Annotated in this window: 21 protein-coding genes and 2 pseudogenes; 7 read left to right on the top strand and 16 right to left on the bottom strand. The window is 71.1% G+C overall.

Features of this window, described 5'->3' with window-relative positions; all coding sequences use genetic code 11:
* Positions 1–28: 28 nt before the first annotated feature.
* Together BN118_RS17080 and BN118_RS17085 are read left to right on the top strand one after the other, a co-directional pair.
* Positions 29–721 carry a Crp/Fnr family transcriptional regulator gene (locus BN118_RS17080; RefSeq protein WP_004567894.1) on the top strand — a complete coding sequence of 231 codons (693 nt, stop codon included), beginning with the start codon at positions 29–31 and terminating at the stop codon, positions 719–721.
* 98 nt (positions 722–819) lie between these two features.
* Positions 820–1770, top strand: coding sequence for an IS481-like element IS481 family transposase (locus BN118_RS17085; protein ID WP_005013747.1), 951 nt, complete (start codon positions 820–822; stop codon positions 1768–1770).
* Here BN118_RS17085 and BN118_RS17090 read toward each other — a convergent pair.
* The 7 genes from BN118_RS17090 to BN118_RS17120 all read right to left on the bottom strand — a co-directional run bounded on the left by BN118_RS17090 (position 1767) and on the right by BN118_RS17120 (position 8423).
* Positions 1767–2132, bottom strand: a complete 366-nt coding sequence (locus BN118_RS17090) for a hypothetical protein (RefSeq protein WP_041166307.1) — start codon at positions 2130–2132, stop codon at positions 1767–1769. The genes BN118_RS17085 and BN118_RS17090 overlap by 4 nt on opposite strands.
* Positions 2133–2137: 5 nt before the next feature.
* The gene (locus BN118_RS17095) at positions 2138–3817 is read right to left on the bottom strand and encodes an ATP-dependent acyl-CoA ligase (protein ID WP_014906065.1); all 1680 of its coding nucleotides are present in this window, start codon (positions 3815–3817) and stop codon (positions 2138–2140) included.
* A 9-nt stretch (positions 3818–3826) separates the two neighbouring features.
* Complete coding sequence (locus tag BN118_RS17100; RefSeq protein WP_010929742.1) at positions 3827–4843, bottom strand: tripartite tricarboxylate transporter substrate binding protein; 1017 nt, start codon at positions 4841–4843, stop codon at positions 3827–3829.
* 12 nt (positions 4844–4855) lie between these two features.
* Positions 4856–5269 carry a Zn-ribbon domain-containing OB-fold protein gene (locus tag BN118_RS17105; RefSeq protein ID WP_010929743.1) on the bottom strand — a complete coding sequence of 138 codons (414 nt, stop codon included), beginning with the start codon at positions 5267–5269 and terminating at the stop codon, positions 4856–4858.
* Positions 5266–6462 (bottom strand): thiolase domain-containing protein, encoded by a 1197-nt coding sequence (locus tag BN118_RS17110; RefSeq protein WP_010929744.1) that lies wholly within the window; start codon positions 6460–6462, stop codon positions 5266–5268. Before BN118_RS17110 ends, BN118_RS17105 begins: the two co-directional genes overlap by 4 nt.
* A gap of 86 nt (positions 6463–6548) precedes the next feature.
* Positions 6549–7433 (bottom strand): MBL fold metallo-hydrolase, encoded by an 885-nt coding sequence (locus BN118_RS17115; RefSeq protein ID WP_010929745.1) that lies wholly within the window; start codon positions 7431–7433, stop codon positions 6549–6551.
* A gap of 12 nt (positions 7434–7445) precedes the next feature.
* Entirely contained in the window at positions 7446–8423 is a 978-nt protein-coding gene (locus BN118_RS17120) for a tripartite tricarboxylate transporter substrate binding protein (RefSeq protein WP_014906066.1), read from the bottom strand.
* A 104-nt stretch (positions 8424–8527) separates the two neighbouring features.
* On the opposite strand from BN118_RS17120, the pseudogene BN118_RS20935 reads away from it, so the two are divergent.
* The 4 genes and pseudogenes from BN118_RS20935 to BN118_RS17135 form a co-directional block, all read left to right on the top strand.
* A pseudogene (locus BN118_RS20935) lies at positions 8528–8668 on the top strand (helix-turn-helix domain-containing protein); the annotation flags it as partial.
* 79 nt (positions 8669–8747) lie between these two features.
* Entirely contained in the window at positions 8748–9482 is a 735-nt protein-coding gene (locus tag BN118_RS17125; RefSeq protein ID WP_019248014.1) for a LysR substrate-binding domain-containing protein, read from the top strand.
* 109 nt (positions 9483–9591) lie between these two features.
* A complete protein-coding gene (locus tag BN118_RS17130; protein WP_014906067.1) occupies positions 9592–10911 on the top strand; it encodes a DUF3300 domain-containing protein in 1320 nt (439 codons plus the stop codon).
* Positions 10908–11738 (top strand): DUF2950 family protein, encoded by an 831-nt coding sequence (locus tag BN118_RS17135; protein ID WP_010929747.1) that lies wholly within the window; start codon positions 10908–10910, stop codon positions 11736–11738. The genes BN118_RS17130 and BN118_RS17135 overlap by 4 nt, the downstream gene beginning before the upstream one ends.
* Positions 11739–11747: 9 nt before the next feature.
* On the opposite strand, the pseudogene BN118_RS17140 reads toward BN118_RS17135, so the two are convergent.
* From BN118_RS17140 to BN118_RS17155, 4 genes and pseudogenes are all read right to left on the bottom strand, one after another.
* A pseudogene (locus BN118_RS17140) lies at positions 11748–12886 on the bottom strand (GGDEF domain-containing protein).
* Between the two features lie 94 nt (positions 12887–12980).
* Positions 12981–13568: a methylated-DNA--[protein]-cysteine S-methyltransferase gene (locus tag BN118_RS17145; RefSeq protein WP_010929749.1), complete on the bottom strand. Its 588-nt coding sequence runs from the start codon at positions 13566–13568 to the stop codon at positions 12981–12983.
* A 20-nt stretch (positions 13569–13588) separates the two neighbouring features.
* A complete protein-coding gene (gene alkB / locus BN118_RS17150) occupies positions 13589–14239 on the bottom strand; it encodes a DNA oxidative demethylase AlkB (RefSeq protein ID WP_003815451.1) in 651 nt (216 codons plus the stop codon).
* Positions 14240–14250: 11 nt separating this feature from the next.
* Entirely contained in the window at positions 14251–14973 is a 723-nt protein-coding gene (locus BN118_RS17155; protein ID WP_010929750.1) for a 2OG-Fe(II) oxygenase, read from the bottom strand.
* Between the two features lie 144 nt (positions 14974–15117).
* Here BN118_RS17155 and BN118_RS17160 point away from each other — a divergent pair, with 144 nt between their 5' ends.
* Positions 15118–15618, top strand: a complete 501-nt coding sequence (locus BN118_RS17160) for a 2-thiouracil desulfurase family protein (RefSeq protein ID WP_003817864.1) — start codon at positions 15118–15120, stop codon at positions 15616–15618.
* Between the two features lie 3 nt (positions 15619–15621).
* Here BN118_RS17160 and BN118_RS17165 read toward each other — a convergent pair whose 3' ends face one another.
* The 5 genes from BN118_RS17165 to BN118_RS17185 are packed head-to-tail and all read right to left on the bottom strand — an operon-like array spanning position 15622 to position 21973.
* Complete coding sequence (locus tag BN118_RS17165; protein WP_014906068.1) at positions 15622–16410, bottom strand: heme ABC transporter ATP-binding protein; 789 nt, start codon at positions 16408–16410, stop codon at positions 15622–15624.
* A gap of 14 nt (positions 16411–16424) precedes the next feature.
* Positions 16425–17369 carry a FecCD family ABC transporter permease gene (locus BN118_RS17170; protein WP_041166308.1) on the bottom strand — a complete coding sequence of 315 codons (945 nt, stop codon included), beginning with the start codon at positions 17367–17369 and terminating at the stop codon, positions 16425–16427.
* Between the two features lie 43 nt (positions 17370–17412).
* Complete coding sequence (locus BN118_RS17175; protein WP_014906070.1) at positions 17413–18282, bottom strand: heme/hemin ABC transporter substrate-binding protein; 870 nt, start codon at positions 18280–18282, stop codon at positions 17413–17415.
* A complete protein-coding gene (locus tag BN118_RS17180; RefSeq protein WP_010929754.1) occupies positions 18279–19325 on the bottom strand; it encodes a hemin-degrading factor in 1047 nt (348 codons plus the stop codon). The genes BN118_RS17175 and BN118_RS17180 overlap by 4 nt, the downstream gene beginning before the upstream one ends.
* A 35-nt stretch (positions 19326–19360) precedes the next feature.
* Complete coding sequence (locus BN118_RS17185; protein ID WP_029443809.1) at positions 19361–21973, bottom strand: TonB-dependent receptor; 2613 nt, start codon at positions 21971–21973, stop codon at positions 19361–19363.
* Between the last annotated feature and the right edge of the window lie 38 nt (positions 21974–22011).

The raw sequence follows: 22011 nt of genomic DNA on the forward strand, positions 1-22011 counted from the left end.
TAAAACCGGCGGCATGGAGGAGGCGAGGATGTGGGATACGGCGCTTGAAGGTCTGTCCGAAACCGAGCGGCAACGCATCGAGGCGTGCATGACGCGGCGCCAGCTTGCGCCCCGCCGCATGCTGCTGCGCCAGGGCAGGAAGGCCGGCTGCATCAGCGTGATCCTGAGCGGCCGGATACGCAGCGCCCAGCTTGCCTGGGACGGCCGGGAGTCGAGCAATGTGTTCGGCAAGGGCGCCATGCTGGGCGTGATCTCGACCATGCTGGACGAGCCGGCCTTCGCGTCGCTGGAAACCCTGGACCGGGCCGAGGTGGCGCAGCTGGACCGCGCCAGCCTGCTGCGCCTGATGCAGGCCATCCCGCGCCTGTCGCTCAATATCGCCATGACGCTGGCGCGCTTTGGCGCCACCAGCGTGCAACGCCGCTACCGCGCCGAAGAACAGACGCCCCTGCGGCTGGCGCAGGTGCTGTGCGAACTGGCCATGCTGGATGAGGCCGGGGAGCGCGGCGAAATCCGCGGCCTTACCCAGCAGGACCTGGCCACCATGGTCAATGCGTCGCGCAGCTGGGTGGCGCTGAAGCTGGGCTGCCTGGAAAGCCAGGGCCTGATCGATTACCGGCGCGCCATCATCGTCATTCCCGACCTGCCGGCGCTGGCGCGCTACAGCCGCGGGCAGGCGGACATGGCCGAGGCGGCGCGCCCGCGCCGCGCCGCCGCCTAGTTGTGAAGATTCAATAGGTTGTATGCATGGTTCATCCGAACCGGATTTGAGAAACTGGAAATCGCCACCCCCCCAGTTCACTCAAGGAGCCCGGCCGGATGAACACCCATAAGCATGCCCGATTGACCTTCCTACGTCGACTCGAAATGGTCCAGCAATTGATCGCCCATCAAGTTTGTGTGCCTGAAGCGGCCCGCGCCTATGGGGTCACCGCGCCGACTGTGCGCAAATGGCTGGGCCGCTTCCTGGCTCAGGGCCAGGCGGGCTTGGCCGATGCGTCCTCGCGCCCGACGGTCTCGCCCCGAGCGATTGCGCCGGCCAAGGCGCTGGCTATCGTGGAGCTGCGCCGCAAGCGGCTGACCCAAGCGCGCATCGCCCAGGCGCTGGGCGTGTCAGCCAGCACCGTCAGCCGCGTCCTGGCCCGCGCCGGTCTGTCGCACCTGGCCGACCTGGAGCCGGCCGAGCCGGTGGTGCGCTACGAGCATCAGGCCCCCGGCGATCTGCTGCACATCGACATCAAGAAGCTGGGACGTATCCAGCGCCCTGGCCACCGGGTCACGGGCAACCGACGCGATACCGTTGAGGGGGCCGGCTGGGACTTCGTCTTCGTGGCCATCGATGACCACGCCCGCGTGGCCTTCACCGACATCCACCCCGACGAGCGCTTCCCCAGCGCCGTCCAGTTCCTCAAGGACGCAGTGGCCTACTACCAGCGCCTGGGCGTGACCATCCAGCGCTTGCTCACCGACAATGGCTCGGCCTTTCGCAGCCGCGCCTTCGCCGCGCTGTGCCATGAGCTGGGCATCAAGCACCGCTTTACCCGACCTTACCGCCCACAGACCAATGGCAAGGCCGAACGCTTCATCCAGTCGGCCTTGCGTGAGTGGGCTTACGCTCACACCTACCAGAACTCCCAACACCGAGCCGATGCCATGAAATCCTGGCTACACCACTACAACTGGCATCGACCCCACCAAGGCATCGGGCGCGCTGTACCCATCTCCAGACTCAACCTGGACGAATACAACCTATTGACAGTTCACACCTAGTCCCGCAACGTGATGCCGCCCGCGCCATCGGGCGCGAACACGGGTGTGGCGGCGGTGAACACGTAGGCCAGACGCTGCTCGGCCAGCGCATCGGACATGCGCATGGCGGCCGTGTCCGGGCGCGCCATCAGGTCGTCCAGCGTGGCCTGCAGATCGTCGGTGTCGATCTCCAGGATGGTCAGGTAGCGCCACGTCTGGGCGTGCGGCTTGGCCTGTGCGTGCGCCCAGGTGAAGCGCTGCCCGGAAACAAAGCCCGGCACGCGCATGACGTCCGGCATGTGGGTATTCATGTACCAGTCGTCGAACTCCTGTTCGCGTCCTTCGACCGGGTTGGTCAGGACCACCAGTTTGTGCCTGGGCATGGCGTTCATCCTCCGGTTGCCGCCGCGCGGGCCGTCCCGCCGGCGTGTTGCTGGCTATCCCACAGCGCGGCCGGATCGGCTTCGGCGCGCGCCCGCAGCTTGTACTTCTCCACCTTGTTGGTCAGCGTCAGCGGCAGCTCGGCCACGAACTCGACAAAGCGCGGCACCATGAAACTGCTCATGTTGTCGCGGCAATGCAGCACCAGGGCCTCGGGCGTGAGGGCCTGGCCGTCGTGCAGCACGATCGAGGCGGCCACTTCGTCCTCGGTGAACTCGGAGCGCACCGGGTAGACGGCGGCCTGGCGCACGGCCGGGTGGCCGAGGATGATGGCCTCGACCTCGTAGGCCGAGATGTTCTCGCCGCGCCGCCGGATGGCGTCCTTCTTGCGATCGGTGAAATGCAGGTAGCCGTCGGCGTCGAGGCGGCCGCGGTCGCCGGTGTGGAACCAGCCGTTGCGGTGCGCGGCGAGGGTGGCCTCGGGCATCTTGTAGTAGCCCAGCGGCGTGCCCCACGGCTGCTCGACGCGCAGCAGGATCTCGCCGGGCGAGTCGGCGGGCAGGTCGAAGTCGTCGTCGTCGACGATGCGCACCCGCACGCTGTCGCGCGCCAGGCCGGCGCTGAAGACCTTCTGCGGCGGTGCGTCCAGCGGGCTCCAGGTGGCGGCGCAATAGTCGCTCAGCGCATAGCCGTTGAGCACCTTGATGCCGAAGCGGCGCTCGAAGTCGTGCACGAACGGCGGCGGCGGCGCCAGCGAGCACAGCCGCACCTTGTGGTCGCGGTCGCGCGGGTCGGGGGGCTGCGAATACAGGAAGTTGCCCACGGCGCCGATGGCGTTGAAGCGCGTGGCGCCCGCCGTGCGTACGTCGCTCCAGAACCGGCTGGTCGAGAAGCGGCGCGCCAGCGCCACCGTGGTGCCGGCCATCAGCGCCGAGGTGACGCCCAGCAGCAGCGCATTGGCGTGGAACAGCGGCAGGAAGACATAATCCACCTCGCCAGGCAGGAAGTGGCGGTAGCGGATGTTCTGCTCGCCCCAGAAGTGCGCGCAGGCGTGCGTGATCATGATGGCCTTGGACGGGCCGGTGGTGCCCGAGGTGTACAGCAGGTAGGCCAGGTCGTCGAACCGCACCGGGACGCGCGGCGCGGCATCGCTGCCGTCCACGTCCGGAAAGGGATGCACGGCGACGCCGTCGGGCAGTCCTGCCGCCGCGGCGCGCGCCTGGCCCAGCACGATCACGCGTTGGAGGCGCGGCAGGGCCGCGATGATGTCGGCCAGCTGCGCGGCCAGCGTGTCCGAGACCACGATGGCGGTGCAATCGGCATGGTCCAGGTAGTAGCGCAGCAGCTGGCCCTTGGCGGCCGTATTGATGGGCACCGAGACCGCGCCCAGCTTGCCGAGCGCCACGTAGCTGAACACCTGTTCCGGACAGTTCTCCAGCATGACCGCGACGTGGTCGCCATGGCCGATGCCCAGCGCCGCCAGCGCCTGCGCGATGCCGTTAGTCTGGCGATGCAGGTCCAGGTAGGTATGGCAGCGGCCGTCGGCCATATTGCGCAGGAAAGTCTGCGAGCCCGACAGCGCGGCGCGCCGGGCCACGATGTGGCCGGTCGTCCAGTGGCGCATTTCGCCGAAGGCGGCGTGCACGTCGATGGCCGCCGCCGGGGGAGTTGGCTGGGTTTGCTTCATGGATGGTGGTCAGCCCTGTTTCGGTTTGATGAGTCCTGCTTCGCGCAGCAGTCCGGACCAGCGCGCCTGCTGGTCGGCGGCCTCGGCCGGCCAGGCGTCGGGGCCCATGAACGCCGGCTCCACGCCCTGCTCGCGCGCGAATTCGCGGAACTCGGCGCTGGCCGCCACGGCGCCCATGCCCTCGGCCAGGCGGGCGATGGCGGCCTCTGGCGTGCCGCTGCGCACGAAGGCGGCGTTCCACGACACGAATCCGAAGCCCGGCGCGCCGGCCTCGGCCAGGGTGGGAATCTCCGGCACGGCCAGCGAACGCGTCGGGCCGCTTACACCCAGCGCGTTGAGCATGCCCGAGCGCACCAGCGGCGCGACGCCGGCGATGGCCGCGGCCACGGCGTCGACATGGCCGGCGGCGGCGTCGGTGATGGCTTGCGAAGTGCTGGTATAGGGCACGATGTTCAGCCGCGCCCCGGTGGCGTTCTTGAGCGCGGTCGCCACCGCCATGGCGGCCGAGCCCGAGACGGCGATGTCGGCCGCGCGGCCCTGGCGCTTGTCCAGCGCGATCAGTTCGGCCAGGTTGGCGAACGGCGCCTGCCTGCCGGCGGCGAACAGCCACATCGCGCTGGAGACGCGCGCCACCGGCTGGAAGTCGCGCAGCGGAACGTACGGCGCGGTCTGCAGCATTTCGGTGTTGTAGAGAAAGGGCGGGCCGGTGAACAGCACCATGTGTCCGTCGGCGGGCGCCTGCAGCACGGCGCGCGTGCCCACCACGCCGTCGGCTCCGGCCTTGTTCTCGACCAGCACGGTGGTGCCCCACAGCGCCGTCAGCTTGGCGGCGATGAAGCGCGCCACCGCGTCGGCCGCCGTGCCGGCCGTGTAAGGCACCAGCAGGGTGACGCGATGCGCGGGGTAGGCGGCGGGCTGCGCGCGCGCAACGGCGCCCAGCATCAGGCCGGGGATGGCCGCCAGCAGCGAGCGGCGGACGGCGTCGGGGCCGGCGGCCCCGGCGCGATGGACAGGCATGGGTTTCATGGTGAGTCTCCTTCAATCCGCCAGCGCGACGAAAACCGGCGCGCTGCGTCCTTCCTGGGTACGCTGGAACGCGACCCGCACCGGTTGGCCGATGCGCAGCCGCTCGAGATCGCTGTCGACGATATTGGTCAGGACCAGGGGGCCTTCGGCCAGCTGCACATAGGCAATGGCATAGGGCTGCGGCGCGGCGCGCATCACGCTGTACGAATACAGCGTGCCCGTGCCCGCGGCGTCCTGCCATTCGAGCGCGGTCGAGCCGCACAGCGGGCACAGGCCGCGCGGGTACCAGTGACTTTGCCCGCAGTCGCGGCAGCGCGGCAGCACGAACCGGCCTTGCGCCGCGGCCTCCCAGAAGGCGCGGGTTTCCGGATACGCCTGTACGTAAGGATCCTGGTCCAGGATCGGGGCGGGGTTCTCGATATTCATTCGCGCTCCAGGATGACGGTGGCGTGCGAGTGGCCGACGCCGAACACCAGGCCGGGGCCGGCGGCCAGCGCCAGGTCGCAGTTGGGAACTTGCACGGATGGATGCGCTTCGCCGCGCAACTGGCGCACCGCTTCGATGGCCTTGGTGATGCCGCCGCGATTGGCCGGATGGTTGTTGCACAGTCCGCCGCCATCGGTGTTCCAGGGCAGCCGGCCCGTGCCGGAGATCAGGTTGCCGTCGGCGACGAAGCGGCCGCCGGCGCCTTTCTCGCAAAAGCCCAGGTCTTCGAGCTGCATGATCACCATGATGGTGAAGTTGTCGTAGACCGATGCGTACTTGATGTCGGCGGGCGTGACGCCGGCCTCGGCAAAGGCGGCCGGGCCGGAGCGCTGCGCGCCGGTGTGCAGCATGTCGGCGTGGTGGCCGCCGTTGTTGGTGCGTATGGTCTCGCCGCAACCCAGCACCCGGATGCGCGGGCGGGCGAGGCTGCGCGCTACCTCGGGCGCGGCCAGCACCAGCGCGCCGCCGCCGTCGGTGATGACGCAGCAGTCCAGCCGGTGCAGCGGGTCGGCGATCATGGGCGAGGCCAGCACGTCCTCGACGCTGTAGACTTTGCGCAGCAGCGCGTGCTCGTTGTGCTGGGCGTGGTGCGAGGCCGCCACCTTGACCCAGGCCAGTTGTTCGCTGGTGGTGCCGTACTCGTGCATGTGGCGGCGCGCGAAATTGCCGTAGATGCCTGCCACCGTCCAGCGATAAGGCGCCTCCCAGGCCGAGGCCGGACGGTCCGGTCCCGGCTGGCGCGCCTCCGTGCCGGTGGCCTGGCCGGCGCTGCGCGGCTTGCCCGCCAGCGTGATCAGCGCCACGCGGCACTTGCCGCTGGCGATGGCCTGGGCGGCGTGGCCGATCAGCGCCAGGTACGAGCCGCCGCCGATTTCCGTGCCATCGACGTGGCGCAGCCGCAGGTTCATGTGGTCGACCAGCGTGGCCGGACTGGCCCCGGCGTCGCCGGCGCAGAAATAGCCGTCCACGTCGGCCAGGGTGAGGCCGGCGTCGGCCAGCGCGCCCAGCGCGCATTCGGCATGCAGTTGGGCCACGGAATGCGCTGGCGCGTAGCGCAGGGGGTGTTCGAAGGCGCCGACGATGTAGGCTTTGCCGCGTATGCTCAAGTTGGTCTCCCGCTGTTCGCCGCCCATCCGGGGATGGGCGGGCGTGTCGGGAGCAATCTACGCGGGTCGGCCGCGCGCTGTCTGTTTACTTGTCGACAGATCGGCGCGCGGCTTCAGTCCAGCCGGGTCTGGCGCGGACCGGCGAAGGGGATCTCCATGCCGTCCTCGCCGAAGAAGATATTGCCCCGGTAGATCTCCCCGACTTCGCGCACGATCCGCTCGCGCATGCCGGGGTGGTCGAACTGTTCGGTCACGTGCGAGATGACCAGGTTGCGGACGTTGGCCTCGGCGGCCAGCTCGGCCAGCTCACGGTGCCCCATCGTGAACGCGGCGAAGGTCTTGCTGGGGGCGGTGCCCGAGACGTAGTGGCACATATGGACCAGCACGTCGCAATCCTGGGCCAGTTCGCGCAGCGCGCGGCTGGGGCCGGTATCGCCGGAATACACGAAGGACTGTCCGTCCGCGTCCAGGCGGTAGCCATACGACACCAGGTGCGGCGCGAAGTGGTTCACGGGCGCCACGCGCACGGTCCAGCCCGGCGTGCGCACCACCGCATCCGCGGCCAGTTCGTGCAGGTGGGGCTGCGGGCGGGCGCGCATGCCCGTGCCGCCGCGCGCCTGGTACACGTCGATGCTGCACTGGTTCTCCGTGCGCGAGATCAGGTCCGGGCCGAAGGCGCCGTCGTCGCCGATCAGGCGCTCGGTGATCAGCTTCAGCGGCGGCGGTCCGTAGACGTCCATGTCGTCGATCCTGCCCACGCCCTGGTCCCAGCGGGTCAGCAGTAGGCGCGGATAGTCGCCCATGTGATCGTAATGGTGATGGCTGAAGAAGGCGTGCGAGACCTGGGTGGCGCGCACGCCCAGTTCGAGCATGCGATGGTGCGCGCCGAACCCGTGGTCGAAGACCAGGTATTCGTCGCCGACGCGCACGAGATAGCCCGAACACATGCGCCACAAGGACGGCGTGGGCGTTCCGGTGCCCAGTAACCACAGATTCATGCTTGTTCCTCGTTATTCGGCCGCGATGCCGAGTTCGTCGATGAAGCGCGCGTACTTCTTCTGTTCGGCGGCCACGAAGTCGCCGAAGGCCTGCGCGCTCATCGGCCGGGTTTCCACGCCCTGCACGGCCAGCGCCTGCCTGATGTCGTCGGCGGCCAGGGCGGCGGTGATGCGGTCGTGCAGCGCAGCCTGCACCGGCGCCGGCACCTCGCGCGGCGCGAAAAAGCCGAACCAGCCGGCCAGGTCCAGCCGCGGGTAGTCCTGCGCGGCCAGCGCCGGCACATCGGGCAGGGCGGGGCTGGGCTGGCGGGCGGTGACGCCCAGCGCCGTCAGCTTGCCGTTCTTGACGAACGGAACCGCCGGCGGCATGCCCGAGAAGTAGATGCTGACCACGCCGCCCACCGTGTCGGTGACCGCCTGGCTGCCGCCCTTGTATGGGACGTGCAGCAGCTGTATGCCTGCCTCGCGCGCCAGCAGCGCGCCGGCGATATGGGCCGGGCTGCCGGGGCCTGCCGAGGCATACGAAAGGCGGTTGGGCTTGGCCTTGGCCAGCGCGACCAGCTCGGCGATCGAGTTGACGCCGACCGTCGGGTTGGCTACCAGCAGCAGCGGCGTCGAACCCGCCAGCGCCACGGGCGCGAAGTCGCGCGCCACGTCGTAGCTCACGCCTTTTTGAACGATGGGGTTGATGACCATCTCGGAGGTGTAGCCCAGCAGCAGGGTATTGCCGTCGGCCGCCGCGCGGGCCACGGTCGACGCGCCGATCGAGCCGGCCGCGCCGGGCTTGTTCTCGACCACGACCGATTGCCCGGATTGCTCGCCCAGTTTCTTCGCGACCAGCCTGGCGATGACGTCGCCGGTGCCGCCGGGCGCGTAGGGGACGACGATGCGCAGGGGCTGGTCGGACGGCGCGGCGCCGGCCTGCGCGAACGCGGTGGTGATGATGGCTATCGCGCCCATGAGCCGCGTAGGTCTGTGTAGATGCTGCATGGCATTCCCCGTATGGTGGTTTTCCTGAGTTGCATGATTTTCGTGTGATTCCGTTGTTTGAAGTGATACCATTTTTGTTATGCAAAACCCAGGGTTTACCCGCAATGCACGATTCCGCCCCTAGCGACCCGGTTCCGTTTGCCCGGCTGCGGTTTCGCGATCTGCAGTTGCTGCGCGAGATCGCCGCGGCCCGCTCCCTGACCGCCGTGGCCGAACGGCGCGGGCTCACGCAGCCGGCGCTCAGCCGTACCTTGCGCGACATCGAGGCGGAACTGGGCGCCCAGGTGTTCTCGCGCGAGCGGGGCGCGGCTGGCGCCCACCGCGGTGGGCCGGCACATCCTGGCGCGCGTGGACCTGCTGATGGCCGACGCCGGCGCGCTGCACAGCGAGTTGCGCGCGTTCGAGGAAGGGCGCGGCGCCCACCTGCGGCTGGGGGTGATTCCGTTCGTGTCCAACGCCCTGATGCAGGAAGTGCTCAAGACGCTCACGGGCGAGCCCTTGCGCATGTCGGTGAGCACCTTCGAAGGGGCCACGGACCAGTTGGTGCTTGCGCTGCGGCGCCAGGAGCTCGACATCGTGATCGGGCGGCTTTCGGCGGACGCCGGCGCCGACACGTTGGCGCAGGAGGGCCTGTTCTCGCAGACCGCGTCCATCGTAATGAGCGAGGCGCTGTACGAGCGGCGCGCCAGCCTGACGCTGGCGTCGCTGCACGGCCATCCATGGGTGCTGCCGCCCGCGTCCAGCCCGACGCGCATGGCGTTCGTGGAGGCCTTCGTCAGCCGCAATGCCGTCGCGCCGGTGGCGCGCATCGAAACCACCTCGGCGCGCCTGGTCCACTCCGCCATCAGCAGCAACATGGCGTCGCTGGGCCTGCTGCCGCTCGATATCGGGCAGGAGCTCGAGCGCTGGGGCGGCGTGCGCTGCATGGCGTTTCCCGTCCCGTTCCGCATGCCGACCGTGGGCCTGATCGTGCTGGCCGAACGCCGGGCGCTGGCCATGAACCGGGTGGTGCGCGATGTGTTGCATCGCTGCATTGCGCGGGTGGCGGCCTACGCCTGAGCGCCACGCGCTGCTTCTCAAATTGCGCGCCAGCCGTTACGCTGGCAAGCGGCGTTCCTCGGACCGGGGGGCACCGGCCGTCCGACGGGCAAACTCCTGGGAGTGGGATATGTTGCGATTGCGCTATCTGCTTGTGAGTCTGCTGTATCTGGGGGCGATATGGGCCAGTCCGGCGCAGGCGCAGGCGCAGGCCAAGCTGGACAACGCCCGGCTCGACCAGTTGCTGGCGCCGGTGGCCCTGTATCCCGATTCGCTGCTGTCGCAGGTGCTGATGGCCGCCACCTATCCCGACGACGTGGCCGCCGCGGCCAAATGGTCCGCCGATCATCCCAAGGATTCGGGCGACGCCGCCGTCAAGGCCGCCGAAGGCCAGCCGTGGGATCCCAGCGTCAAGTCCCTGGTGGCGTTTCCGTCGGTCATGGATCTGATGGGGCGCCAGCCGCAATGGGTCAAGTCGCTGGGCGATGCTTTCCTGGCGCAGCCCGACGACGTCATGGATTCCGTGCAGCGCCTGCGCGCCGAGGCCAGGAAGGCCGGCACGCTGAGCAGCAACAAGCAGCAGAAAGTCACCACCACCGAAAGCGCCGGCAAGACCGTCGTGGTGGTCGAGCCGGCCGATCCGCAAGTGGTCTACGTTCCCAGTTACAACCCCACCGTGGTGTACGGCGCCTGGCCGTATCCGGCCTATCCGCCCTATTACTATCCGCCGCCGCCCGGCTCGGCCTTCGCGACCGCCCTGGTCGGCGGCATCGGCTTCGGCCTGGGCGTGGCGGCGGTCGACGCCATGTGGGGCGGCTTCGACTGGGGCCACAATGACGTCGATATCGACGTCAATCGCTACAACAACGTCAATATCAACCACCGTATCGACACCAGCAACACGCGGGTGGACTGGCAGCACAACGCCGCCAATCGCGGCAGCGCGGCCTACGCCGACAGCGCCAGCCGCCAGCGCTTCGACGCGCAGCGCCAGGCCGGCCAGCAGCGCCGCGCGCAGGCCGGCCAGCGCGCGGGCGGAGGGTCGATCGACGCCGAGCGGCAGCGCGCCGCGCAGGCGTTCGAAGGCCATACCGGCCATGCCGTCGCCGGTTACGGCGGTCCCGGCCATGGCGGCGAGCGCGCCGGGGCGCCTGGGCTCGACGCCCGGCCGACCGGCAGCCGGCCGGGCCAGGCGGGCGCCGGGCAGCGCCAACCGGGCCAGCACAATCCGGCTCACGCGGACGGCATGCAACGCCAGCGCGCCGACCAGGCCGCGGCGCGCGAGCGAGCCGAGCAATTCAACCGCACGCCGGCGCTGCACGACGCCGGCGACGGCGCGCGCATGCGCCAGCAGACCCAGCGCGGCGACTTCGCGCAACAGCGCGGCGGCTTTGGCGGCCGCGGCGGCACGGGCGGCGGCGCCCACCATTTCGGTCATGGCCGGAGATGAGCATGCACAACAAGCATTCGATGGTCCGGCGCGCCCTGGGCGCCCTGGCGCTGGCCTGGGCGACCGCCGGCGCGGCCATGGCCCAGGCGCCTTACCCCACGGCCCAGGCCGCCGGCGATGCGCTGGTCGACGCCATCGCCACGTCCGACGACGTGGCGATGGCGCGCGTGCTGGGCGCCAATTACCGCCAGGTGTTCCCGGCCGGCGATCACACGCAGGCGATCTACCGTTTCCTGGCCGCGTGGGCCGATCGCCACGACATCCAGAGCGAGGGCGACCGCCGCGCCTGGCTGGCGGTGGGGCTCTCGGGCTGGACCTTCCCGGTTCCGATGGCGCGCGGCGGCCAGGGGCAATGGCGCTTCGACCTGCAGGCGGGCGTGGCCGAAATGCGCCGGCGCACCATCGGGCGCAACGAACTGGTCGCCATCGACGGCGTGAGGCAGTTGGTGCAGGCGCAGGCGCGCTATGCGCAGGGGCCGGGGCAGGGACGCTACGCAAGCCGGCTGGTCAGCCGGCCCGAGCATCGCGACGGCCTGTACTGGCCGGCGGCGGACCAGGCCGACGCGCCGCCCTTCGGGCCCGACGCCCTGGCCATGGGCGCGGACACGCCGCTCGACCAGGCGTATGCCGGCTACCGGTTCCGGGTGGAGGCTGCGCCCGACGGCAAGGATTTCCGCGTGGTGGCCTGGCCGGCCCAATACCGGCGCAGCGGCGTGTACACCTTTGCCGCCGACGCCAGCGGCCAGGTGCTGCAGCGCGACCTGGGCGGCGCGGGCGCGGTGGGCATGCGCACCGACCTGGCCGGCTGGCAGCCGGTCGCGCAGTAGCCCGGCCGCTCAGGCGGCCAGCGCGGTACGCGACTTGCCGGCCGACTTGGCCAGGTACAGCGCCCGGTCGGCGGCCTTGAGGATGGCCGTCATCTCCTGGCCATGGCGGGGCACCAGCGCGATGCCGACGCTGCCGCCAATGCGGACCGGGCGCGGCGTCCCCAGGTCGTAAAGCTCGCAGATCCGCGCCACGATGCGATCGCCCAACGCGGTGGCGCAGGCCTCGTCGCAATCCCGCACCAGCAGCACGAACTCGTCGCCGCCGATGCGCGCGATCGCCGCGTCGGCCGGCGCCAGCTCCGTCAGCCGCGCCGCCACGTCGCGCAGCAGCCGGTCGCCGGCGGCATGGCCGTGGGTGTCATTGACCGACTTGAAACCATCCAGGTCCAGGTACAGCAGGGCGAACTCGTTTCCGTCGCGGCGCGTCGCCGCCACGGCGCGCTCCAGCGCGAAGCCCAGGCCGAAGCGATTCATCAGCCCGGTCAGCGCGTCGCACCGCGCCAGCCGGTCGCTGTCGCGCTCGGCCTGCATGGTCGCCACCAGCATGCGATTGAAGCGGTACGCCGCCACCGTCATGCTGGCCAGGTAGAGCGGCAATTGCACGCTGACGATCCACAGGCTGTGCTCGCCGGTGAACCAGGGCAGGGTAGTGCAAGGCCCCAGGCTCACGCAGATCATCAGCGCGGTCAGGCGCGGCGCGCTGAAATTGCGGAAACAGATGCCGCCCACCATGGCGGCGGCGGACAGGCAGGCCAGGATCGCCGCGACCCAGTCGCCGCTGGCCACGCTGATGAGCGTGCCGTAGCCCACGCTGCACGACCACAGCACGGTCAACACGATATAGGCGTCGGTATGGGTGGGCCGGCCGCGGCGGCGCGGCGCGCCGACACCAGCACGACGGCGCGCGCCAGGCAGCAGGCCAGCTCGAACGCCAGCCATGCGATGAACGGCGCCTGCGGCAGGCGGATGGCGATGATCAGCGCCACCAGCACGCTGTTGAGCACGCCGCCCACGAAGATCGAAATCGTGCCGAACAGGCCTCCGAGCAGCGCCTGGCGGATGTCGTCCGGCACGTTCCGTCCGGGATCGGCCAGCCAGCGGGTCACAGGCCAGGCAGGGGGGCTGTAGAGGCGGTCGGTGCGGTACATGCGGCGGGCGCCAGGGTGCGGGAGAAGAAGTTCCGCGACGGTACAACGTCCTTGCCCGCTTGTATATGGCGCCGTTGCCGGCGTTGCAAACGGCTCAGCCGGCCTCGCGCAACAGCCCCGCCGCGGCGTTCTCGTGCGCCAGCAGCCAGCGCTTGCGCTCCAGCCCCCAGGCATAGCCCTTGAGCGCGCCATCCTTGCCGATGACGCGGTGGCACGGCACGATGAGGGCGATGGGGTTGGCCGCGTTGGCGCCGCCGATGGCGCGCGCTGCCTGGCGGTCGTCATGCCCCAGTTGCCGCGCCAGCGCGCCGTAGCTGGTGACCTCGCCGGCCGGAATCCGGCGCAGCGCCTGCCAGACCCGCTGCTGCAGCGCGCTGCCGCCGGTGGCGGTGGCAATGCCGTCCAGCGCGTCGCACTGCCCCGAGAAGTAGTGCGCCAGCGCAGTGACGATGGCCGCCGGGGCCGGCGCCTCGCGCAGGGTGTATGTCCCGTAGTGCAGATGCAGCAGCCGCTGCAGGCGTTGCGGCGAGTCGGCGAACTCCAGCGCGCGTACCTGCTGCCGGTCGTCGGTGACCAGGCTCAGGGCGCCGAGGGGCGATTCGAGTTGGGCCTGAAAGAATTGCATGATGCGCTCCTGGTTTGATGGCGCCTTGACTGTATGCGGCGCGCGCGTGCCGCGCATCCCGGCACTTGCGGCCGAATTCAGGCGCCGGCGCGGCGCAGCGTGAAGTTGATGCGCTGGCGGCCCAGCAGCGGATGTTGGCCCTCGGCCAGCGGCATCACGCCGTGGTAGCGCAGCCGGTCCACGCCGCCCCATACGGCCACGTCGCCGTGCAGCAGCGGTATGCGGGCGGGCCGCTCGTCGCGCCGCGCGCCGCCGAACAGGAACATGGCGGGCAGGCCCAGCGACACCGACACGATGGGCGCGCCGAAGTCGCGCTCGTTCTTGTCCTGGTGCAGCGACATGCGCGCGCCGGGCGCATAGCGGTTGACCAGGCAGGCGTCGGGATCGAAGCCGGCAAAGCCCGCCTGCGCCGCCGCCTCGCGCGCCAGTTGCGCGAACGCCTGCGGCATCGGCGGCCACGGCAAGCCGGTCTGCGGATCGTCGGGCCGGTAGCGGTAGCCGTGCGCGTCGGTGGTCCAGCCCAGCGCGCCGCAATTGGTCAGCGCCACCGACATGGTGAAACCGCCTGGCGTGGCCATATGGCGCAGCGGCGCCTGCGCGATGACCGCGCGCAAGGCGGGCAGCAAGGCGTCCAGCCAGGGCAGGGCGAAACCCCGCAGCACCCACGCCTGCTCGCCCAGGCGCGTGCGGATGCCGGTTTGCTCGGCGTCGAAGAGGTCGGCTTGCATGGCGCTGCGTCTCAGGTGGCGTCGTGGAAGATGATGCCTATCGTATAGCGTTGGCCGGCCCGCAGTTCGCTCACCCCATGGCGCAGGCTGGCCTGCACCGGCCCGCGCGCGCCTTGCGCCGGCCGCCGGTTGACCGCGAAAACCAGCGCGTCGCCCTGCGCCAGCGGCATGACCTCGGCGCGCGCCGCGTGTCCGGAGCGCTGCTCGGTCATCACGAACTCGCCGCCGTCGAAGTCGCGGCCGGGCCGCGACAGCAGGATGGCCACCTGCAAGGGGAACACCCGTTCGCCGTACAGGTCCTGGTGCAGGCAGTTGTAATCGCCCGGCCCATACTTGAGCAGCAGCGGCGTGGGGCGCGCCTGGTCGGCCTGGTGGCAGGTATGCAGCCAGTCGGCATGCCGCGCCGGATAGCGCATGGGATCGCGCAGCGCCGCATTCCAGCGGTTGGCCACGGCCGCCAGCGGCGGATAGAACGCCGTGCGCAGCTGCGCCACCAGCGGCGGCAGCGGATAGGCGAAATACTGGTACTCGCCGCGGCCGAAGCCGTGCCGGGCCATGACGATGCGGCTGCGGAACAGCCGCGGCTGTGCGTACAGGGCGGCCAGCTCGCCGCATTCGCGCGCATCCAGCAGGCCGTGCGCGACGGCGGCGCCGCGCGCATCGAGCGCGGTTTCCAGGGCCGGCCAGTCCAGCGCGCCGATGCGCGCCTGCACCGTGTTCGGGCAAGTATCCATACCGGCCAGTCTAGCGCCGCGCGGCCGCGCCGGCCTCCGGCGGCTTGCGTCCGAATTCGGCCGTGCCCCCGCGCCCGCGCCGGGGGCGGCGCGACAGCGCTACAGTAGCGGCTGTAGCGCCCGCCGGGCGCCGGGAGAGCCGCGATGGAATGGGTCTTGGTCAGTGCCTGCCTGCTGGGCCGGCCGGTGCGCTACGACGGACGCGATGCCGCGACCGGGCATCCGGTGCTGGCGCGCTGGCAGGCCGAGCGGCGCGTGGTGGCGGTGTGCCCGGAAGTCGCCGGCGGCTTGCCCACGCCGCGTCCGCCGGCGGAAATCGCCGCCGGCGCCGGGGGCGCCGCGGTGCTCGACGGCCTGGCGCAGGTGCGCGAGGCCTCGGGCGTCGACGTCAGCGCCGCTTTCGTCGAGGGCGCGCGGCAGGCGCTGGCGCTGGTGCGCGAGCGCGGCATCCGCGTTGCCGTGCTCAAGGAGGGCAGCCCGTCGTGCGGCAGCGGGTACACGTACGACGGCAGTTTCAGCGGCGCGCGCATCGCGCGCGAAGGCGTGACGGCGGCCAGCCTGAGGCGCGCCGGCGTGCGCGTGTTCAGCGAGCACGAGCTCGACGCCGCCCAGGCCTGGCTGCGCCACCTCGAAACCGGCGCCTGAGGTTCAGCGCGCCAGCACCAGCAGGCGGCCGGGCAGGGTGGGATGCGCCAGCACATCGGCCTCGATGCCATAGACGCGCCGCATGTGGTCCGGCGTCAGCACGTCGGCGGGCGGCCCCAGCGCGGCCAGCCGGTCATCGGCCAGCAGTGCCAGCGTGTCGCACCAGCGCGCCGCCTGATTGATGTCATGCACGATCACCAGCACCCCCATGCCGGCCTCGTGGGCCAGCGCCCGCGCCGTGGCCAGCAATTCCATCTGGTGCCTGGGGTCCAGGTTGGAAATGGGTTCGTCCAGCATCAGGTAGCGGGTCTGGCCGGGCGCGTGCATGGCATGGCACTGCGCCAGCACGCGCGCGAACTGCACGCGCTGCTGCTCGCCGCCGGACAGCTGCGGATAGCGCCGCTGCGCCAGGTGGGTCACGCCCGCCTGCTCCAGCGCGTCGCGCACCAGCTGGCGCACGGCGGCCGGATCCAGTTCCGGAAACGGATAGGCGCCCATGCCGACCACGTCGCTGACGCCCAGGTCGAACGACAGCGAGGGTTTTTGCGGCAGCACGGCGCGGCGGCGCGCCAGCTGCCGCGCGCTCAACGTCGCCAGGTCTGCATCGCCCAGGAAGACCTGGCCCGAGCGCGGCGCCAGTTCGCCGGCCAGCGCCGCCAGCAGGGTGGACTTGCCGGCGCCATTGGCGCCCAGCAGGCCCACCAGCGCGCCGGGCGCCAGCGTCAGCGACACGTCGGTGAGGATGGGCGCGCCGCCGCGCGCCAAGGTCAGATTGCGGGCTTGCAGGGTCATGGGCGTTGCTGCGGTCAGAGACGGCGGCCGCGCGCCAGCAGCCACAGGAAAAAGGGGCCGCCCACCAGGCTGGTGACCAGTCCGATGGGCAGTTCCGCCGGTACGATGACCACCCGCGCCAGCCAGTCCGCCAGCGTCAGGGCCAGGGCGCCGGCCAGCATCGAGGCGGGCAGCAGCCAGCGGTGGTCGGCGCCCAGCGTCATGCGTATCAGGTGGGGCACGACCAGGCCGACGAACCCGATGCCGCCGGTGGCCGCCACCAGGGGGCCGACGATCAGCGCGGTGGCCAGCACCAGTTGCCGCCGTACCGAGCGCAGCGCGAGACCGAGGTGGTGCGCCTCGCGCTCGCCCAGCAGCAGTGCGTTCATGGCGCGCCACTGGCGCATCAGCCACCACGACCACAGCAAGGTCCAGGGCGCCAGAAACGCCAGCAACGACCAGCGCGCGCCGGCCAGGCTGCCCATGCTCCAGAACGTGAGGTCGCGCAGTTGCGCGTCCGAGGCCATGAAGGTCAGCAGGCCGATCACGCTGCCGGCCACCGTGTTGATGGCGATGCCGGCCAGCAGCAGGCCCGCCACGCCATGCGCGCGGCGTCCCAGCACGTAGGCGCAGCCGGTAGCCAGCAGGCTGCCGGCGAAGGCCGCGGGCGCCGTGATGGCGAAGCCGCCGGAGGTCAGCACGATGGCCAGCACCGCGCCCATCGCGCCGCCGGCCGAAATGCCTACCAGCCCGGGCTCGGCCAGCGGATTGCGAAACAGCGCCTGCATGGCCGCGCCGCAGATCGCCAGCGCCGCGCCCGCGGTGGCCGCGAACAGCACGCGCGGCAGGCGGATGTCGAACAGCACGTTGCGCCACAGCGCATCCCGCGGCGTACTGTCGCCGCCGATCAGGCGCGCCAGGTCGGCCAGCGGAATATGCACCGCGCCGCTGGCGGCGGCGAGAATGCCCACCGCCAGCAGGGCAGCGCCCAGCGCCAGCAGCAGCGCGACCGGATGGCGCCGGCTAGCGGGCGGGCGGGGCGCCGTGGCCAGCGACACAAGGCGTCTCCTTGAGTTGGCGGATCGCCTGCGGCAGGCGCGGGCCGGTTCCCAGCGCCAGCAGGTCGTCCATGACCACGATGCACTGGCGTTGCGCGGCGGGCGTGGCGGCGATTCCTGGTTGCGCGCGCAGCTTCTCCAGGCCGCCCGATGCCGCCAGCGAGGCCGCGGTCACCACGATGACCTCGGGCGCCAGCGCCCCGAGCGCTTCGGCCGACAAGGGCTTGTAGCCCTCCTGGCCGGCCAGCGCGTTGGCCAGCCCCGACAGGCGCAGCAGCAGGTCCGCCGCGGTGTCGCGCCCGGCGCCCAGGGGTGTGCCGGTGCGGTTCATCAGCAGCAGCGCGCGCGCGCCCGAGGCCGGCAGCGCCTCGGCCCGGGCCAGCTCGGCATCGAGCTGGGCGGCCAGGCGCTCGCCTTCTGGCACGGCATCCAACGCCTGGGCGATGGCGCGTATGCGCGCATGCAGCGACTTCACCGACGCCTGGTCGGAGACGACCGCGACACGGACGCCCACCGCCTTCAGGCGCTCGATGGCGTCGGGCGGTCCGGCCTGTTCGGAGGCCAGCACCAGGTCGGGTTCGAGCGCCAGCACGCCCTCGACCGGCACCGCCCGGTAGTAGCCGATGCGCGGCAGTTGCGTGGCCGCCTGCGGGTACAGGCTGGACAGGTCGTCGCCGACCAGGCGGCCGCCCTGGCCCAGCGCATAGACGATTTCGGTAACGGTGCCGCCCAGCGTGACGACGCGCTGCGCCGGCGCGGTCTGCGCCGCGGCCGCGGCCCCGGCGCAGGCCATCGCCAATAGCCATGCCAGCAAGCGCTTCATGGCCTGCCTCACTCGGCCAGCGGCTGGCCGCACAGGCCAGACAGCAGTTGGCGCCAGGCGGTCAGTTCGGGCTTGCCGGGCTTGCGCTCGCCGAAGAACTGCACGATCAGCTCGCCGCCGGCCGTGTACAGCTCCAGCGAGGTGACCCAGCCGTCGCTGGTGGGCTTGCTGACCACCCAGGCCGAATCGACGGTCTCGGTGTTCAGGTGCAGGTTGAAGCGCGGGTCCAGCACGTTGTACCAGGGGCCGGTACGGCGCAGCTTCTCGACCGGGCCGGTATGGATCTGGATCATGCCACGGTTGCCGACGAAGCACATGATGGACAGGCCGCTGGCCGCGGCCTGCGTCAGCATGTGCTCGACCGTCTCGGCCGGCACCTGTTGCGCCAGGTCGGCGCCGGCGGCCTTCAGGGCCGCCAGCCGCCCGACCTTCAGCCTGCGCAGCAGCGGGAAGAACTCGTGCGTGTCCTGCATGGCCAGCCAGTCACGCCGCAGCGCGGCCGGATCGTCCACGGCGGCGGCGTCGGCGGCGGGCGGATAGGGCTGCGGCTCGGGCCATTCGGGCTCGCCCGCGTAGCGGGCGACCAGCGCCTCCCAGGCCGCGCCGTCGGTCGCTTCGGTGCGGTACACCTTGTGCACCGCCACGCCCGCGCCGTCGAAGAATTGCAGGCTGGTGTGGCCGTCCTGTTCGACGGCCCAGGCGCTGGCCCAACAGTTGAAGAACACGCGCAGGTCGATATCCGGCCCCAGCACCAGGCCCACCGGCCCCTCGGCCTGGATGTCCTCGTAGCGGCCGTGCCGTTCATGCACGCACCAGTCGTTGCGGGTGAGGGCCATGACTTCGCCCAGCTCGCCCAGGTCGCGGAAGATGGCTTGCGGCTTGCCGCGCAGCGCGGTGACGCGCGCGCCGTTGCAGCCGGCCGCGATCCATTCGGCTTCCGAGACGCCGAGCGCCTGGGCCAGGTTGCGGGCACGCTGGCCGGGCTGGCTGGCGGCCAGCTCGTCGTTGCGCTGGCGCAGCGCCGCGGCGCGGGTGGCAAAGGTCGGTTCGGTCATTGCATTCTCCAGGGTATGGTTCTGGCGCGCCGGGTTCAATACTGGTAGGTCAACGATACGCGCACGCTGCGGCCTGGCTCGTTGTACCAGTCTAACGGTCGCGGAATCGCAATGGCACCCGCCGTGGGCACGTTGATGGCTTCCCAGTATTTCTTGTCGAACAGGTTGAACACGCCCGCCTGCAGCTGCAGGCCCTTGACGGCGGCCGGGCGCCAGTAGGCGGACAGATCCACCACGCCGTAGCCCGGGGCCTGGAAATCGGCGTAGCGCGCGCTGGCGGAGGCCTCGGGGTATTGCACGTCGTCGCGGCGCGTGGCGGCCGTCAGCATGGCGTCGATGCCCCATTCGTCGCGCTGGTAGCCCAGGCCGAGGATGGCCTTGAGCGGCGGCACCGAATTCAGGTGCTGGCCGGTGTTTTCGTCCTTGCCCACGGCCCAGGCCAGCGAGCCCCAGGTGCGCCAGTTGGGCGCGAACCGCCAGTGCGCCGAGGCTTCGGCGCCATAGATGCGCACGCGCGCCCGGTTGGCCAGCCCGGTGACGCCCAGCGGGTACTGGCCGTCCCAGGCCGGCTGCCATTGCGGCGAACCCTTGCCCAGCGGCACGTTCTTGTCGATGAAGTTCTGGTAGCGGTTGTCGAACAGCGATACGGCGCCTCCCAACTGGTCGTCGCCCAGGCGGGCGCCCAGTTCCCAGCCCTTGCTGGTCTCGGGCTTCAAGGAGGGATTGCCCACGCGCAGATAGGTTCCCGGGCCGCCGTAGTTGGTGTACAGCTCGGTGGCCGACGGCGCCCGGTAGCCGAAGCCGTATTGCGCATACAGCGTCAGCGCCTCGCGCGCCTTCCAGGTGCCCAGCAGCTTGGGCGAGAAGCGGCCCCCCGACGACGACGGCGGCAGCGCGCCGGCGTTGGGGTTGTTCTGGTAGCCGCCGCCTTGCTGCGGCTTCTGCTCGTAATGGTCGTAGCGCAGTGACGGGGTCAGGATGTAGCGCCCGTCGGCGAAGGCGATTTCGTCCTGCGCCCAGATGGCCCACTGGCTGCCCTTGACCCGGGGCATGTCGGCCTGGTTGGTATGCAGCATGTCGCACAGGCGCGGCCCCATCGGCGCGGGCGTGCCGGGCGGGATGGCGGGGCAGTTGTCGTAGCCGTCCGAGTACTGCTCGGTGCGGTTGCCGTACCATTCGCCGCCTATCGTCACGCGCTGCGACACCATGCCTTCGAAGCGGCTGGAGAGCTCGCCGTTGACGCCGAGGATCGATTCCTGGATCGAGTTGCTGCGCCCGTAGGGGCCGCTGGGGTAGCCGTAGAAGTACGGGTCGCCGGGGCGGGCGTAGGCGCGCCCGTCGCGCGTGCGGCGGGCGTCCTGCGAGCTGTCCAGCCGCAGCCGCTGCCAATACACCATGGCCCGGGCGCTGTCGATCGCGGCGCCGGCCTGCGGGGCGTTGTACTGGTAGTCCAGCGAGACGCGCTTGCGCGTGGTTTCCTCGTGGGTGCGGTTGGCGCCGTACTGGTAGCTGGTGCCGGCGCCCTGCTGGTACATCTGGTCGAGGTCGGCGCGGCGCTTGAAGTATTCGCCCGTCAGGCCGAGGCGATGGCCGCCGTCGATGCGCTGCTGCAGCTTGAGCAGGAAGTTGTTCTGGGCGTAGTCCTCGGGGCTGGGCTGGCTGCGCTTGCTGCCGTAGCCGCCCGTGTCGGCGCGGTTGTCCAGGTCGTGCCCATTGCGGGTGCCCGCCTGCAACAGCCAGCTGGTGTCGTCGTGGACCTGCCCGGCCAGGGCCGCGTTCAGGCCCCAGCTGGCGTCGGCCGAGTCATAGTCGGACTTGGCCAGCGCGCCGAAGCGGCGCCCGTCGCGCAGCAGGTCGGCGGGTTCGAGCGTGCGCAGGTCGGCCAGGCCGCCCAGCGCGCCGGAGCCGGCCGCGCTGGAGTCGGCGCCGCGCACGACGTCCAGGCGCGACAGGGTGTTGAAGTCCACCGCGTTCAGCCCGCCCTGGATGCCGCGCGCGCCGTCGTCGAGCCAGGGCAGGCGGATGCCGTCGATGCGCGTGACCACGCGGTTTTCGTCCAGGCCGCGGATGTTGATGCTCTTGGTGCGGCGGTTGTAGTTGACGCCGGGATCGACGCGCTTGCCGATATCGCTCCAGTCGAGCACCTGGCGCGCGTCGAGCTCGCGGCGCGTGGCGGTGCGGGCCCAGGCGGGATCGGCGCGCACGCCGTCAGCCTCGATGGTGACCGGCGCCAGCTGGGCGACCGGGCCGGCGGGCAGCGCCTGCAGCACGTAGGTGCCGGCGCCGCGCTGGCGCGCGTCCAGGCCGCTGCCATCGAGCAGGCGCGCCAGGCCGTCGGGCACCGAGTACACGCCTTGCAGGCCGGCGCTGGCGCGGCCGCGCACCGCGGCGGGGTCGTACAGCAGGGTAATGCCGGCCTGGTCGGCAAAGCGCGCCAGGGCCTCGCCCAGGGGGCCGGCGTCGATGTGCCAGGCGCGCGCGCCCGCCGATGCGGGCGCCGCCGTCGGCTGCGCGGCGGCGGGAGCGGCCGCCAGCGTACCGGCCAGTGCGCATGCCGCCAGCGCGCCGCGCATGGCCAGTGCCGTTTGGGGGCGCCTTGGCGGCGCGGGACGGGCGCGGCGGGCGCCCTGATCGCAAGCGTAAACCATGATCTTCCTTTCCCATCGAGAGCAGGCACGAGCGTGCT

Origin of the sequence: Bordetella pertussis 18323 (assembly GCF_000306945.1) — a bacterium.
GTDB lineage: Bacteria > Pseudomonadota > Gammaproteobacteria > Burkholderiales > Burkholderiaceae_B > Bordetella > Bordetella pertussis.